A 14,214-nucleotide genomic window follows, 5' to 3' on the forward strand; every position below is an offset into this window, starting at 1 on the left:
AACCTTTCATGAAACGGATGACGAAGCCTGCACGCAGCACGCCGAACACTCAAGTCCCTGAGCGGTGACGTGCACGTAGGGCGGGTGCAACCCGCCAATCTAGGACTGACGGGTTACACCCGCCCTACCCGCGCAAACGCTCGGCGGCCTGGCGCAGCGCCGCTTCGGTGCCTTCCCAGCCCAGGCAGCCATCAGTGATCGACACGCCGTAACGCAGCTCGCCGGAAAGCGCCTGGCAACCGTCGAACAGGTGGCTCTCCAGCATCACCCCGCGCAGGCTGGCATCTCCGGCCAGGCGCTGGTCGATCACGCTGTCCAGCACCGCCGGCTGGCGCAGCGGGTCCTTGCCGCTGTTGGCATGGCTGCAGTCGACCATGATGCGCGGTGCGATACCCTGACGCTGCAGCGCCTCACGTGCGGCGGCGACGCTTGCCGCATCATGATTCGGCGCGCCGTGGCCACCGCGCAGCACCAGATGGGTGTCCGGGTTGCCGGCCGTGTGCAGCAGCGCCGGGTGGCCGAGGTCGTCGATGCCGAAGTGCTGATGCGGGTGCGCCGCCGAACGCATGGCGTCGCAGGCGATGCCGACGCTGCCGTCGGTACCGTTCTTGAAGCCCACCGGCAGATCCAGGCCGCTGACCATCTCGCGATGCACCTGCGACTCGCTGGTACGTGCGCCGATCGCCGCCCAACCGAGCAGGTCGTCGAAGTAGCCGGCGGCCATCGGTTGCAGCAGCTCGGTGGCCAGCGGCAGGCCGCGAGCGAGGATATCCAGCATCAGTTGCCGCGACTGGCGCAAGCCTTCGGCCATATCGCCACTGCCATCGAGATGCGGGTCGTACAGCAGCCCCTTCCAGCCCACGGTGGTACGTGGTTTCTCCACGTAGGCGCGCATCACCAGCAGCAGTTGGTCGTCGACCTGCGGCGCCAGCTCGGCCAGGCGCTCGGCGTATTCGAGGGCGCTGGTATGGTCATGCAGGGAACAGGGGCCGACCACCACCAGCAGGCGCGAGTCGGTACCATCGAGCACAGCGCGAATGGCGTCACGGTCGGCGGCAATACGTTCGGCAAGTGCGGCGGGCAACGGCAGGCGTTGACGCAGTACGGCAGGGCTGGGCAGCGGCTGAGCACTGCGGCGGGCGATGGTGGTAACGGGGCAAGCGAGTTGAGCAGAGACGGAAGCATTCATGATCTGGCGGTTCCTTGGCCGGCGCGGTCGATACCGCGGCGGCGCTAACTGAGTGTTCGTTGCAAAGGTGTCAGGGCGGTGGTGACGCTGCTAAATCGCCAGTCGTAGCGGTAGTTGCGGTAATAACGGTTCATCTGTGAGTCCTCGATCTGTGGCCGTTTTTCGGCCGGAAAAAACAAAACCCCCGGTCGGGTTGCCGACCGGGGGTTTTCTGGAAAACGTCTCTGGTGGCGACCCTGGTGTCTCAGGCCGCCTGTGGGGTATCAGGCGCGCCTGTGGCTAAACCAATACCCAAAGAAATAATACGCTGCCGCCACAAGCGCCTGCGCACGAGCCAACGCGGCGCGCGAGGCACCGGCTTGCAGCATGAACAGGAGGTTGAGACTGGCGGACATGGAATTCTCCAAAGCGATGGCCGAACCATACTCCAGGCCTTTGCGGCCTGGCAAGCGTCGCGGCTAAAGCCCCTCCCACGGATTGAGTTGCCTGTGGGAGGGGCTTTAGCCGCGATGGCTTACAGGCTCATTACATCGAGAAAGCGCGGCGTGGCGCTGTCGTCGATCTTCAGGCTCTTGAAGTCGAACAGGTTGCGGTCGGCCAACTGCGAGGGGTGCACGTTCTGCAGGGCGCGGAACATGATCTCGACACGTCCTGGGCTCTTGCGCTCCCACTCCTGCAGCATCTCCTTGACCACCTGACGCTGCAGGTTCTCCTGCGAACCGCACAGGTTGCACGGGATGATCGGGAACTCCTTGAGCTGGCTGTAGGCCTCGATATCGGCCTCGGCGCAGTAGGCCAGCGGGCGGATCACCACGTTGCGACCGTCATCGGACAGCAGCTTGGGCGGCATGGCCTTGAGCGTGCCGCCGTAGAACATGTTGAGGAAGAAGGTTTCCAGGATATCGTCGCGGTGGTGCCCCAGGGCCATCTTGGTCGCACCGATCTCGTCGGCATAGGTGTACAGGGTGCCACGACGCAGACGCGAGCACAGCGAGCAGGTGGTCTTGCCCTCGGGGATCTTCTCCTTGACCACCGAGTAGGTGTCCTTCTCGATGATGTGGTAGGCAACGCCGATGGATTCCAGGTAGGCCGGCAGCACGTGCTCGGGGAAGCCGGGCTGCTTCTGGTCCATGTTCACTGCGACGATCTCGAACTTGATCGGCGCCACCTTCTGCAGGTACAGCAGCACGTCGAGCATGGTGTAGCTGTCCTTGCCGCCGGACAGGCAGACCATCACCTTGTCGCCATCCTCGATCATGTTGAAGTCGGTGATGGCTTCGCCGGCCAGGCGGCGAATGCGCTTCTGCAGTTTGTTCTGGTTGACCGAAAGGGTGCCCATGGTGCGTCGAAATCCGAGGGAGTGGGAACGAAAGCGCGACATTTTACGCACAATGGCGCCGCGCCCCTACCCCGACAGCAATGAAATGCTAGTCTCGGCCGATGAACGACGACCTCGACCCCAACCTGGACCTCACCGAGCAGGTACTGCAGCTGCTGCAGGCAGCACCGGACGGCATTGCCGAATACACCCTGATCCAGCAATTGAAAGACCGCCACAGCGGCCATGTCCCCAATCTGCCCCTGGCCGACAAGTTGGTACTGTTTCGCACTCATTTTCTGCTGTTCAACGCGCTTTATCGCCTGCGTGAACGGCTATGGCAGGAGCAAACGCACCTGCTCGAGATCAGCCCGCTGTGTATCCGCCTGCTGCCCTACCAGCCAGGCAACGCGGCACTCAGTGAACGCGACGCACTGCGTGACTACTATCTGGACATGAGCAACCTGCAGGGCACCGACGAACGCGACGTCGAGCGTCTACTGACCAGCTTCTGGACACGCATGCAGGGCGGCGAAGAGAAGCAGGCAGCCCTGGAACTGTTCGAACTGGCCAATGAACGGACACTCGATCTGCCACGAATCAAGCTGCGCTACCGACAAATGGTCAGCGAACATCATCCGGACCGAGGCGGCAGTACAGAGCGGTTGCAGTCGATAAACCTGGCCATGGAAATTCTTGAGCGCTATTACCGCTAACCTCTAGAGAGCGATTTGCTCTAAAGCCAGACATCACGCCTGCTCCAGGCCCTGCCTATACTGCGACATAAGGTCGCATAGATTTCGGCCTGACACCCGGTGGCGCTGTACACGCGTGCCGGGCGTTCGCTGGGGGGCGACCGTCATAAGAAAGAGGAGGTGTCTGGCATGATCCACCACGTTTGGGGGCTCTTCACCCATCCCGATCAAGAATGGCAAGAAATCCGTGGCGAGGAAGAATCCATCAGCCACATGTATCTGACCCATGTACTGATTCTTGCGGCAATTCCCGCTATTTCAGCCTACATCGGCACCACCCAGGTTGGCTGGGCGATTGGTGACCGAGCACCGGTGATGCTCACCGAAGGCAGTGCGATGGTGATGACCATCATGTCCTACCTGGCGATGCTCGCTGGCGTAGCCGTGATGGGCGCCTTCATCCACTGGATGGCACGTACCTACGACGCCAATCCCAGCCTGACCCAGTGCGTCGTATTCGCGGCCTACACAGCCACCCCGCTGTTCATCGGAGGTCTCGCAGCGCTTTACCCGCACCTGTGGCTGGGCATGGTCGTAGGCACGGTCGCGATCTGCTACACCGTTTATCTGCTCTATGTCGGCATACCGACCTTCATGAACATTCCTGAAGACGAAGGCTTCATGTTCTCCAGTTCCGTACTGGCGGTCGGCCTGGTCGTGCTGGTAGCGATGATCGCCAGCTCGGTCATTCTCTGGGGCATGGGCATCGGCCCGGTCTACACCAGCTGATAGTCACTAGCCGCTAGCCCACAGGCCGCCTTCGGGCGGCCTTTTCGTTGCCGTGCGCCAGAAAATTTGGGTTGAACCCTACGCGGCTACGACTGCCCGAGATTTAAAGGCAGTCACGCGGATGGTCACACCATGTATGCGAACCTCTATACCCTTCTCACCCGCCCGGACCGCGCCTGGACGGCAATTCGTCAGGACGAAGAGCGCAACAGCGCCAACTACTTACCCTACCTGCTGCTTTTCAGCCTGTTGCCGGCAGTTTGCCTGTTCATCGGCACCCATTGGGTCGGCTGGAGCCTGGTAGACGAAGAGCGCATTCGCTTGGAGGTCGCAAGTGCCCTGCAACTGAGCGTGTTGCTTTATCTGGCTACGCTGGTCGGCGTTTTCATCATGGGTTACTTCCTGCACTACATGTCGCGCACCTTCGAGGCCAGGCCCACCTTCAACCAGTGCATCGGCTTCATCGCCTATGCCTGCACGCCCTTCTTCCTGGCCGGTATCGCCGCGCTCTACCCCACCCGCTGGCTGGCAATCAGCGTGCTGCTACTTGCCTGTGCCCATGCCGCCTACCTGATCTATGTCGGGCTGCCTCGCTTCATGCGCATCGACAACCAGCAGGGTTTCCTCTACGCCTCCTCGATGATTGGCGTGGGGCTGCTGGTGATCGTCACTATTCTGGTCAGCATGATCCTGTTCTGGACCTATACCCTGGAGCCGGAGTATCAGCGCACGGTGCAGCAGGACCAGAGCCGCGGCACGCAGGAACAGCGAATGCAGGCGCCAGGGGACGAGTGATACCTGCGCTGGCTGTCGGCTTGCGGCATAATTCACGCTCAGCCTGCACCAGCGCCTGTCCATGCCCGAACAGATTCACGCCCGCGTCGAAGCCTGCTACCAGCAGGCCGAAACCTTCTTCAAGCAACGCTTTGCCCGCCCCGAGATCAGCTTCAAGCTGCGTGGCCAGAAGGCTGGCGTCGCACACCTCACGGAAAACAAGCTGCGCTTCAACCTGCAGCTGTACCGGGCCAACCATGAGGATTTCCTGCGCCAGACCGTGCCTCACGAAGTCGCTCACATGGTCGCCCACCAGCTATTCGGCCCGCGCATCCAGCCTCATGGTGAGGAGTGGCAGTTGATCATGCGCGGCGTCTACGAACTGCCGCCGCATCGCTGCCACAGCTACGAAGTCGAGCGGCGCAAGGTCAGTCGCTTCATCTATCGTTGTAGCTGCGCGGATGGCGAGTTCCCCTTCTCGGCCCAGCGTCACGCCCTGGTCGCCAAGGGCCGCCGCTACTACTGCCGGCGTTGCAAGGTGACGCTGACCTTCAGTGGTGAGCAGCGTCAGGAGTGATGAGGGAAGCTCTATAACGCCTCGGTGCGCGCGGCGCACCCTACGCCCGTATCGAAGTGCCGATAAGGTGCGCTGTGCGCAGCGACGTTGCCAGACAGTGAGCCTTTCGACTCACCCCAGCGCCTTAGCCCTCCTCAACGCTGCGACCTGTTCGGCGTCATAACCCAGCTCTGTCAACACTTCGGCGGTATGCGCGCCAACCGCCGCCCCGACATGCCGTGGTGGCGGCAGCCCTTCGGAGAACTTCAACGGGCAAGCCAGCTGCGACTGCGCGGGCAGCCCCTCACGTGGCACCTCGACGACCAGCCCGCGAGACTTGATCTGCGGATGCTGCACCGCCTCGGACAGCGGTAACATGGGTTCGACGCAGGCATCAAGCTCAGCGAAGACTTCGCACCATTGCGCAAAATCACGCTTCTCGAACTCGATCTCGATCTCGCGCTTGAGCGCGCGTTGATCCTCGGGCCTCTGCGACAGGCCGCGTGCTGCCAGTTCGGGGCGGCCAATGGCGGCGCAGAACTGCTGCATGAACTGCGGTTCCAGGCTGCCGACAGAGAACCAGCGACCGTCGCGCGTGCGGTAGTAGTCGTAGAAGCTGCCGCCATTGAGCGCCTGGTTTTCCATGCCAGGCTCGACGCCGGCACCGAGGTAACCAGCGCCCGCCATGCCATGCAGGCTGAACGCGCAGTCGGTCATGCTCACGTCGACCTGCTGCCCCACACCGGTGGCCTGGCGCTGCACCACGGCTGCGAGCAGGCCGATCACCCCATGCAGCGAGCCGCCCGCCAGGTCGGCCAACTGCACGCCGAGCGGCAACGGGCCGGTGTCGCGGCGCCCGGTGTAGCTGGCGATACCGGCCAGCGCCAGGTAGTTGATGTCGTGCCCGGCACGATCACGATAAGGCCCACTCTGGCCGTAGCCGGTGATCGACACGTAGATCAGCCGTGGGTTGATCGACTTGAGTGCCTCGTAACCGACGCCCAGCTTGTCCATCACGCCGGGACGAAACTGTTCGAGCACGATGTCGTACTGGCTGACCAGCTGCTTGACCACCTCCACCGCTTCGGGCCGCTTGAGATCGAGGGCGATGCTGCGCTTGTTGCGGTTGAGGTAGGCGTGGCTGGTGGAGCTTCCGCCATCGTGCGGCGGCAGCACACGCACCAGATCCATGCGCGTGGGCGACTCCACCCGCAGGACTTCGGCGCCCATATCGGCTAGCAGCAACGAGGCAAAAGGACCCGGCAGCAGAGTGGAGAAGTCGAGAATTTTCAGCGAAGACAGTGGGCCGGACATGGTGACTCCCGATTTGCTTGTTTGACGTAGCCCGGATGCAATCCGGGATTGCACTTCCCGGATTGCATCCGGGCTACGAATTAACGCTCCCAGACGACGACCTCATCACTAGACAGGCTGGCCAGCGCCTTGGCATAACGCACTTCCAGGACGTTGCGGCGAATTTTCATGGTCGGCGTCATGCTGCCGTTATCCACCGTCCAGGCCTCGCTGACCAGGTAGAAATGGCTGACACGTTCGTGCGCCTCCAACCGTTGATTGACTGCATGCAGATGCTCGGCAAGTGACTGGCCGAGCAACTCGCGTGGCTGCTGGCGAGCGGCTGGCGAGAGTTCGATCAGCGCCAGTGGTTGATCGAGATTGCTGCCCATCAGGCACACCTGCTCGACCCAATGACTCTTGGCGATCTCGCCCTCGATGGGCGCCGGCGCGACGTACTTGCCCTTGCTGGTCTTGAAGATGTCCTTGACCCGCCCGGTGATGCGTAGATAGCCCGCCTCGTCCAGCTGGCCGCGGTCACCGGTGTGCAACCAGCCATCCTTGAGCGTCTCGGCGGTCTTCTCCGGCTCACGGTAATAGCCCTGCATCAGCGTCTCGCTGCGCAGCAGGATCTCGCCGCTGGCGTCGATGCACACCTGCAGATGCGGCATCGGCCTGCCCACGGTACCGAAGCGCACCTGCCCGGGGCGATTGAAACAACCGTAGGCGAAGTGCTCGGTCATGCCGTAACCCTCGCAAATGGTCATGCCCAGGCGCCGGTACCACTCCAGCAGCCCGGTGGAAATCGCCGCCGCACCGGACACCAGCACGCGCGCACGATCCAACCCCAAGCCCGCCCGCACCTTGTGCGCCACCAGCCGCCCCAGCAGTGGGATACGCAGCAGGCGCTCGAGCTTGTGCGCCGGCAACTTCTCCAGCACGCCCTGCTGAAAGCGCGTCCACAACCGTGGCACCGAGAAGAACACGGTGGGACGCACCTGGCGCAGGTCGCTGGCGAAGGTCTCCAGTGACTCGACGAAGGCCACCGGTGCGCCGCAGTAGAGGCTGTTGAATTCGACCAGGAAGCGCTCGGCGGCATGCGACAGCGGCAGGTAGGAGAAGAACTGATCCTGCGGCGTCATATTCAGCTCCGCCGTGGCGTGGGCCGCAGAGAACGCCATGGCGTGGGCCGAGAGCATCACGCCCTTGGGCTGCCCGGTGGTGCCGGAGGTATAGAGGATCGACAGCAGATCCTCGCCGCGTTGCAGATGCGTGCCGAGCAGCGGCTCATGCGCCGCCAGCAAGGTCTGCCACTGGTGCTCGGCAGGCATGGTCGGATAAGGCATGGCGATGCGGGTGATATGCGCCGCGATACCGGTGGCCAGCTTGTCCGGCTCATCCAGCTTGCCAACCAGAATTACCTTGCAGCCCGCGTGCTCCAGCACATAGGCGATCTGTTCCGGCGCCTGCAGCGGATACAGCGGCACGCTCACCAGCCCGGCGTGCTGGATCGCCAGGTCGCTGATAAACCATTCGGCGCAGTTTTTCGCCAGCAGCGCAACGCGCTCGCCCGGCACGCAGCCCAGCGCCAGCAGCGCGCTGGCCAGGCGGCGCGCCTGCTCGTCGACCTGGCGCCAGGTGAAGTCATGCCACACGCCATTGACCGGCTGACGCAGCCAGACGGCATCGGCTTGCCGATCCAGCCAGTGGTTGAAGCGTTGCAGCGGCAGTTGCAGTGGTTCGGTCATCGCGGCGCACCTGTTGTCGGTTGTTGTGCGGGGCCAGCGGTAGATCCCGGCATGGCGCCGGGGGGATCGATCAGTCGGACATTACAGGCCGAACACCCGGCGGGCGTTACCGTACAGAAATTGTGCCTCCACCTCGGCGGCCAGACCGAGTTCCTTGACCTGGGCCATGCAGCGGCTCAGGGACAGTTGGGGGAAGTTGCTGCCGAACAGCACCTTGTGCGCGCCGTAGCTCTGCATGTACTGCAGAAGCTGTGCAGGGTAATAACGGGGCAGATAGGCCGAGGTATCGATGAAGACGTTATCGTGCTTCCAGGCCACGCCGATCATCTCGTCCGTCCAGGGATGGCCAATATGCCCGGCGACGATGCGCAGCTCCGGGAAGTCCAACGCCACCTCGTCCAGATAGGGTACCGGTCGCCCGGTTTCCGACGGCAGCAGCGGGCCGGTATGGCCAACCTGAGTGCAGAAGGGAATGTCCAGCTCGATGCACTTCACGTACAGCGGGTAGTAGCGCCGGTCGTTCGGCGGCAACTTCCACAGCCAGGGCACGATGCGCAGTGCCTTGCAGCCCAGCTCGTGCACGGCCCGCTCCAGCTCGCGCACGGCGGCCATCGGCTTGCTCAGATCGACCGTGGCCACGCCGACGAAGCGCTCGGGAAAGGCCCGGGTAAACTCGGCGATCTCATCGTTGCTGAACACCCATCCCTCGGGGCGGCACCAGGCGGCCAGCATCAGCTTGTCGACGCCCGCCTCGTCCATCTGTGCGATGGTCTCCTCGGGGCCGAGTCGCACATCCAGCAGGTGCGCACTGCCGGACTTCTCGAACAGCCGCGCCACCTCCGGCATGCGCTCGCGCAGCTGGCCACCGGCGGGCTGAGCCCATGCGTCAATCGCAAGATTCATATCCACTCTCCGTCGAACGGCCGCTACAGCTTCATACCGCGGCTGATGATTTCCTTCATGATCTCCGAGGTGCCGGCGAAGATGCGCTGGATGCGCGCGTTCGCGTACATCTTGCAGATCGGGTATTCCCACATGTAGCCCCAGCCGCCATGCAGCTGCACGCCCTCGTCGACCACCTTGCAGAGCAGCTCGGTGGTGAACAGTTTGGCCTCTGCAGCGACTTCTGCACTGAGCTTCTTCTGGTTGTGATCCATCACGCAGCGGTCGGTGAACACCTGGGCCACGTCGATCTGGGTGCGCATCTCGGCCAGCTTGAAGCGGGTGTTCTGGAAATGCGCCACCGGGCGGCCGAAGGCCTGGCGTTCCTTGACGTACTCGATGGTGGTCTGCAACGCCGCCTCGGCGCCAGCCACCGCGCCACAGGCATTGGTCAGGCGCTCCTGGGCGAGCATGTTCACCAGGTAGAAGAAGCCGCCCTTGGCATCGCCCAAGAGGTTCTCCTTGGGCACCTTGACGTCGTTGAAGAACAGCTCGGCAGTGTCCTGGCTGTGCATGCCGAGTTTCTTCAGCTTCTTGCCGCGCTCGAAACCCGCCATGCCGCGCTCCACCAGAAACAGGCCCATGGCGTGCTTGTTGGCCGGGTCGGTCTTGGCTGCGACGATCACCACATCGGCCAGATAGCCATTGGAGATGAACACCTTAGAGCCGTTGAGCAGCCAATGATCGCCCTTGTCCACCGCCGTGGTGCGCATGCCGGCGAGGTCGGAGCCCGCTGACGGCTCGGTCATCGCCACCGCCAGGATGGTCTCGCCACTGATGATGCCCGGCAGCAACCGCGCTTTCTGCTCGGCAGTGCCGTACTCGGCGATATAGGGGCCGCACAATGCCGAGTGCAGCGGGATCATGAAACCCGGTTCGTTGATGCGCGCCAGCTCCTCGCACATGATCTGCTCGTAGCGAAAGTCCTTGAGCCCGGCACCGCCGTACTCCTCGTCCGCCCAGGGCAGCAGAAAACCCATCTCGCCGGCTTTGCGCCACACGCTGCGATCAACCACCCCAGCGGCCTCCCACTCCTCCTGATGCGGCACCACCTCTTTATCGAGAAACGCGGCGAAAGCGTCGCGGAACAGGTTGTGCTCGGTGTCGAAATGGTTGCGTTGCATGGGGCGGGTCCTCCGCTGTTGTTATGCCCTTGAGGTTAAGGGCCGCCCCGCCGCCTCTCAATGACCCATGCGCTCAGCCTCGGTTGACCCAATCGCTCGGTTGGCTTGCCCTGGCTGGGAGCAACTGCCTACCATCGACCATCCTCGCTTTCGGAAACCCAGCATGCGCGAACGCACCATTGCCAGCCACTTCGTCCGCGCCGCCCTGCGCGGTGCGGACCGCCAGGGCCTGGCCTGCGAGCTGATACTGCGTCAGGCTGGCATCCAGAGCGCCGTGCTGGTCGAGCCGCGCGCACGCATCGCCCCGGAACAGTTCGCCCGGCTGATGCAACTGCTTTGGGAAGCGCTGGACGACGAGTACCTCGGGTTCGGCCGCCAGCCGAGCAAACGCGGCACCTTCGCCATGATGGGCCACGCCATCATCCACTGCCGCAGCCTGGAAAAAGCCCTGAGCCGTGGCGCGATGTTCTACGGCCTGTTTCCCGACGCACCAGGCATCAGCCTGCAACGCGAAGGCGACTGGGCACGCCTGAGCGTGGACGACAGCACGCTATGGGACCCGGATCATTTTCTGGTGGAGAGCCTGCTGGTGATCTGGCACCGCCTCGGCAGTTGGCTGATCGGCCAGCGCATCCGCCTGGAAGAAGCCACCTTCGCCTACCCCGAACCCGCGCATGCCGCCGAATACGAGCTGCTGTTCCCCTGCAATCGACGTTTTGCCGCCGCGCAAAACAACCTGCTGTTCCACGCCCGCTACCTGGCGATGCCTCTGCTACAGGACGAACGCACGCTCAAGCAATTCCTGGAGCACTCCCCCGCCGACCTGCTGGCCCGCCCGGACGGCGGCGACAGCCTGATCAGCCAGATTCGTCGCCTGCTCGGCCGCGACTGCCGCACCTGGCCGGACCTGGAACAGGTCGCCCAGCACCTGCACACCAGCCCGCAAACCCTGCGCCGCCACCTGCGCGAAGAAGGCACCAGCTTCCAGGAACTCAAGGACCACCTGCGCCGCGACCTCGCCATCTACCACCTGGGCCGCGACGAACTGGCGATTCAGGATATCGCCGAGCAGCTCGGTTTTTCCGAACCCTCGGCCTTTCACCGGGCGTTCAAGAAATGGACGGGGCTGACGCCAGGGGCCTATCGGGCGCAGGAAGGGTAAGGCGCATTGCAGCCAGGCTCCGTGACTTCGTGCATGGACAGAGCAGGCAGTCATACACTAGCTTCTGGTGCAAGCCTGCTGGCATTGCGCCAGGAGCGACAAGCTTGCCGTCATCCATGTCGCGTTTCTTCCAGAGTACTGTCGCGTTTGCCGCGAGCATCTTCAGGCCAGACAAGGGCTTACAGGACGACAAGGAAGGTTATGCGACAGGTGTCTTGGTGAAACGCGACAGCTATGTCGTCTAATTAATAGTTAGGCTTATATGGAAATCATCAAACACATCGACGGATCCGAGAAAGTAGTGAAGGCGCTAGGGTTCTGGCCTTCCTTCCATGATGCTGAGGTCATTTCTTTTTCTGTATCGCGAGCATTGCCACTGGACACAAACATTTGCTTCGCCAAACTCGCTGTTCATGTGCGGCAATATGCTGAGGTTGGCGTGGGCACTGCTGAATATGCGCTAGCAATCGTAAAAAGCGTATTAGTTAACTTTATTTTTAGCGGCGTTTCTGGCCTTTCGGTTTCAGAGTTCAATCATCAGAATGTTATAAATTCAATTGATTTTAAGAGCACAGAATCACTGGGCGCACCCAGCATCTCCGTCGACATCGAATCTATTTGGGGCTTCGGAGGTTCGCTACAGTGCAACAGCGTCGTGGTTGAGTCCGTAGAAGAACTGCCAATCGTGCAGGCCTAACAAATGGTTCAAATCGTTCGCTTCGCTCACTGGGACGGGCTAAAGCCCGCCCCTTAACCAAACGTTAGCAGTCAAAGGAAAAATCGTGACAATCCGGAACGTCATCAACACCCGAATAAGGCTTGCTAGTGCCGCAGTTTATGGCGGACTTTTGCTCACCGGAGTCTTAATTCAATATTATTTGAACCAAAACAAAGAACCGCCGTTTCTGTCATTTTCTTTATTTTTCTTTGGCTTCGCTTTGATGCTGGCAATCAAATTCACTACAAAATGCCCTGCATGCAAAGGAAATATAGGTTCAATGCTAATGAATAGCGGCTCACCACTAGCGTTACCTAAAAAAGTAAAACATTGCCCACTGTGCGGCATAAACATTGACCAATCAGCATGATTTGCCTGCTAACAAGTGGTTCAAATCGCTCGCTTCGCTCACTGGGACGGGCTAAAGCCCGCCCCTTAACCAAACGTTAGGTGCAAATATGGCCCCAATATCTCGTGCAATTTTACTAATCTGCGCTGTAACTTTTATTGGCATGGTTACATATTTCGGCGGCGGAATATGGGTGACTCTAGGTTCAGAGCCGAACTCAGCACAGTCTTACATTCAGTGGCTTTTAGTTTCACTTCTACTGGCAGCACCACTTTGGGGGCCAGCCATACTTCCTTCTCACCATCCAAGGACACTGAAAATCTGCTGTTGGGTTAGCGCAGTATTATTGCTCTTACCTGCTTGGTTATTTCTGAAAGACGCATTCGACATAACAAAAAGGATGATGTCTGGCTTAGAGGCAGTTCCCTCTTTCATCTTTCCGCTACTCATCATAAATTTATGCTGCTTTATTTGTTTCTGTGTAATTTTACTTTCCGGTGTTCGCTCACGCCCGCAGAGCACCTAACAACTGGTTCAAACCGTTCGCTTCGCTCACTCGGGACGGGCTAAAGCCCGCCCCTTAACCAAACGTTAGAGGCCACATCCATGTCAGGCGTTTATCGCATCAGGTTGATGTTTGAATGGGGCGGCGGGTCTTTATGGTGCGGTAACGAGACAGCTTCAAAGACGTTCGATGTAGACCCTGTAGAAGAACTGTTACCTATTAGTGAGCTGTCACGCGAAAAACTACATAGCCTTTCACAGTTGCATGACACCGCATTGAACTGGGAGTATCCGCCTGACCCCGGCCCTTGGAGCGCGGATGAATATGCTAGTTTTGATAAAAAAGCATTAGCACTGTCCGTGGAGTTACAAGCAGAGCTAGGCTCAGAGTTCGAGGTGGTTTACGAACCCATAGGCCGCCTCTAACAAGTGGTTCAAATCGTTCGCTGCGCTCACTGGGACGGGCTAAAGCCCGCCCCTTAACCAAACGTTAGGCACAGCCATGGCCATAATCGAATGCGAGCTGACAATCAAATCACCTCCTGCCGAAGTCTATAAGGCATCACAAGACTATTCCGTTAGGTACCAGTGGGACCCCTTCCCTGAAAAAATTGAACTCTTAGGCGGGGCAACAGAAGCTGGTATTGGCGTGAAGACACTCGTAATAGCCAAATCAGGGCTAAGAATGGAGGTTCAATTTGTCCAGGTCGATCCCCCAACGACAGCCGCCATTATCATGACCAAAGGTCCGGCATTTATTAAAAGCTTTGGAGGTAGCTGGGTATTTAAACCTCTCAGCCAAAACTCAACAAAGGCGAAATTTCGATACTCAATAAAAACAAAGGCATGGGCAATCCCACCAATTTCAGAATACATAGCATCTCTGTATTTCAAGAAAGTAGTCATGGCAAGGTTAATCGGCCTCAAGACATACTGTGAACGGCATGGCTAACAACTGTATATGGACTCCCCCCACAAGTAGTGAGCAAAGCTTTCCTTTGCACCTGTCGTCAGCGCGGCTGCATTCGTATATCCGGCCTGTTCTGGGCTCTT

16 protein-coding genes are annotated in these 14,214 nt (G+C 60.4%); 9 read left to right on the forward strand and 7 right to left on the reverse strand.

All coding sequences use genetic code 11. The features are described 5' to 3' along the window. Window positions 1-124: 124 nt before the first annotated feature. From JWV26_RS01750 to ttcA, 3 genes are all read right to left on the reverse strand, one after another. Window positions 125-1,189 (reverse strand): 3-deoxy-7-phosphoheptulonate synthase, encoded by a 1,065-nt coding sequence (locus JWV26_RS01750; RefSeq protein ID WP_206418242.1) that lies wholly within the window; start codon window positions 1,187-1,189, stop codon window positions 125-127. A 263-nt stretch (window positions 1,190-1,452) separates the two neighbouring features. Continuing rightward, complete coding sequence (locus JWV26_RS24485; protein WP_277425998.1) at window positions 1,453-1,584, reverse strand: hypothetical protein; 132 nt, start codon at window positions 1,582-1,584, stop codon at window positions 1,453-1,455. A gap of 119 nt (window positions 1,585-1,703) precedes the next feature. Beyond that, complete coding sequence (ttcA, locus tag JWV26_RS01755; RefSeq protein ID WP_003244364.1) at window positions 1,704-2,528, reverse strand: tRNA 2-thiocytidine(32) synthetase TtcA; 825 nt, start codon at window positions 2,526-2,528, stop codon at window positions 1,704-1,706. A 101-nt stretch (window positions 2,529-2,629) separates the two neighbouring features. Between ttcA and JWV26_RS01760 the strand changes: the two genes are divergently transcribed. From JWV26_RS01760 to JWV26_RS01775, 4 genes are all read left to right on the forward strand, one after another. Further along, window positions 2,630-3,223, forward strand: a complete 594-nt coding sequence (locus JWV26_RS01760) for a DNA-J related domain-containing protein (protein ID WP_021489752.1) — start codon at window positions 2,630-2,632, stop codon at window positions 3,221-3,223. 168 nt (window positions 3,224-3,391) lie between these two features. Then, entirely contained in the window at window positions 3,392-3,991 is a 600-nt protein-coding gene (locus JWV26_RS01765) for a Yip1 family protein (RefSeq protein WP_021489753.1), read from the forward strand. Between the two features lie 132 nt (window positions 3,992-4,123). Continuing rightward, window positions 4,124-4,786 carry a Yip1 family protein gene (locus JWV26_RS01770; RefSeq protein WP_206418243.1) on the forward strand — a complete coding sequence of 221 codons (663 nt, stop codon included), beginning with the start codon at window positions 4,124-4,126 and terminating at the stop codon, window positions 4,784-4,786. A gap of 61 nt (window positions 4,787-4,847) precedes the next feature. Then, window positions 4,848-5,342, forward strand: coding sequence for a SprT family zinc-dependent metalloprotease (locus JWV26_RS01775; RefSeq protein ID WP_206418244.1), 495 nt, complete (start codon window positions 4,848-4,850; stop codon window positions 5,340-5,342). A gap of 111 nt (window positions 5,343-5,453) precedes the next feature. Here the strand turns inward: JWV26_RS01775 and JWV26_RS01780 are convergent, their stop codons facing one another. From JWV26_RS01780 to JWV26_RS01795, 4 genes are all read right to left on the reverse strand, one after another. After that, complete coding sequence (locus JWV26_RS01780) at window positions 5,454-6,635, reverse strand: CaiB/BaiF CoA transferase family protein (RefSeq protein WP_206418245.1); 1,182 nt, start codon at window positions 6,633-6,635, stop codon at window positions 5,454-5,456. Window positions 6,636-6,715: 80 nt separating this feature from the next. Next, entirely contained in the window at window positions 6,716-8,362 is a 1,647-nt protein-coding gene (locus tag JWV26_RS01785) for an AMP-binding protein (protein ID WP_206418246.1), read from the reverse strand. 81 nt (window positions 8,363-8,443) lie between these two features. Further along, complete coding sequence (locus JWV26_RS01790; RefSeq protein ID WP_021489758.1) at window positions 8,444-9,265, reverse strand: amidohydrolase family protein; 822 nt, start codon at window positions 9,263-9,265, stop codon at window positions 8,444-8,446. A 23-nt stretch (window positions 9,266-9,288) separates the two neighbouring features. After that, entirely contained in the window at window positions 9,289-10,428 is a 1,140-nt protein-coding gene (locus JWV26_RS01795; RefSeq protein ID WP_206418247.1) for an acyl-CoA dehydrogenase family protein, read from the reverse strand. Between the two features lie 163 nt (window positions 10,429-10,591). On the opposite strand from JWV26_RS01795, the gene JWV26_RS01800 reads away from it, so the two are divergent. The 5 genes from JWV26_RS01800 to JWV26_RS01820 all read left to right on the forward strand — a co-directional run bounded on the left by JWV26_RS01800 (window position 10,592) and on the right by JWV26_RS01820 (window position 14,113). Continuing rightward, window positions 10,592-11,590 carry an AraC family transcriptional regulator gene (locus JWV26_RS01800; RefSeq protein ID WP_093050611.1) on the forward strand — a complete coding sequence of 333 codons (999 nt, stop codon included), beginning with the start codon at window positions 10,592-10,594 and terminating at the stop codon, window positions 11,588-11,590. 262 nt (window positions 11,591-11,852) lie between these two features. Continuing rightward, window positions 11,853-12,287, forward strand: a complete 435-nt coding sequence (locus JWV26_RS01805; RefSeq protein ID WP_206418248.1) for an Imm50 family immunity protein — start codon at window positions 11,853-11,855, stop codon at window positions 12,285-12,287. An 85-nt stretch (window positions 12,288-12,372) separates the two neighbouring features. After that, window positions 12,373-12,678 (forward strand): hypothetical protein, encoded by a 306-nt coding sequence (locus JWV26_RS01810; protein ID WP_152029944.1) that lies wholly within the window; start codon window positions 12,373-12,375, stop codon window positions 12,676-12,678. Between the two features lie 585 nt (window positions 12,679-13,263). After that, the gene (locus JWV26_RS01815; protein WP_206418249.1) at window positions 13,264-13,587 is read left to right on the forward strand and encodes a hypothetical protein; all 324 of its coding nucleotides are present in this window, start codon (window positions 13,264-13,266) and stop codon (window positions 13,585-13,587) included. A 76-nt stretch (window positions 13,588-13,663) separates the two neighbouring features. Beyond that, window positions 13,664-14,113 carry an SRPBCC family protein gene (locus tag JWV26_RS01820; RefSeq protein ID WP_139183739.1) on the forward strand — a complete coding sequence of 150 codons (450 nt, stop codon included), beginning with the start codon at window positions 13,664-13,666 and terminating at the stop codon, window positions 14,111-14,113. The last annotated feature ends 101 nt before the right edge of the window (window positions 14,114-14,214 follow it).

This window comes from Ectopseudomonas toyotomiensis, from assembly GCF_017167985.1.
In the GTDB taxonomy this organism is placed as follows: Bacteria; Pseudomonadota; Gammaproteobacteria; order Pseudomonadales; family Pseudomonadaceae; genus Aquipseudomonas; species Aquipseudomonas toyotomiensis.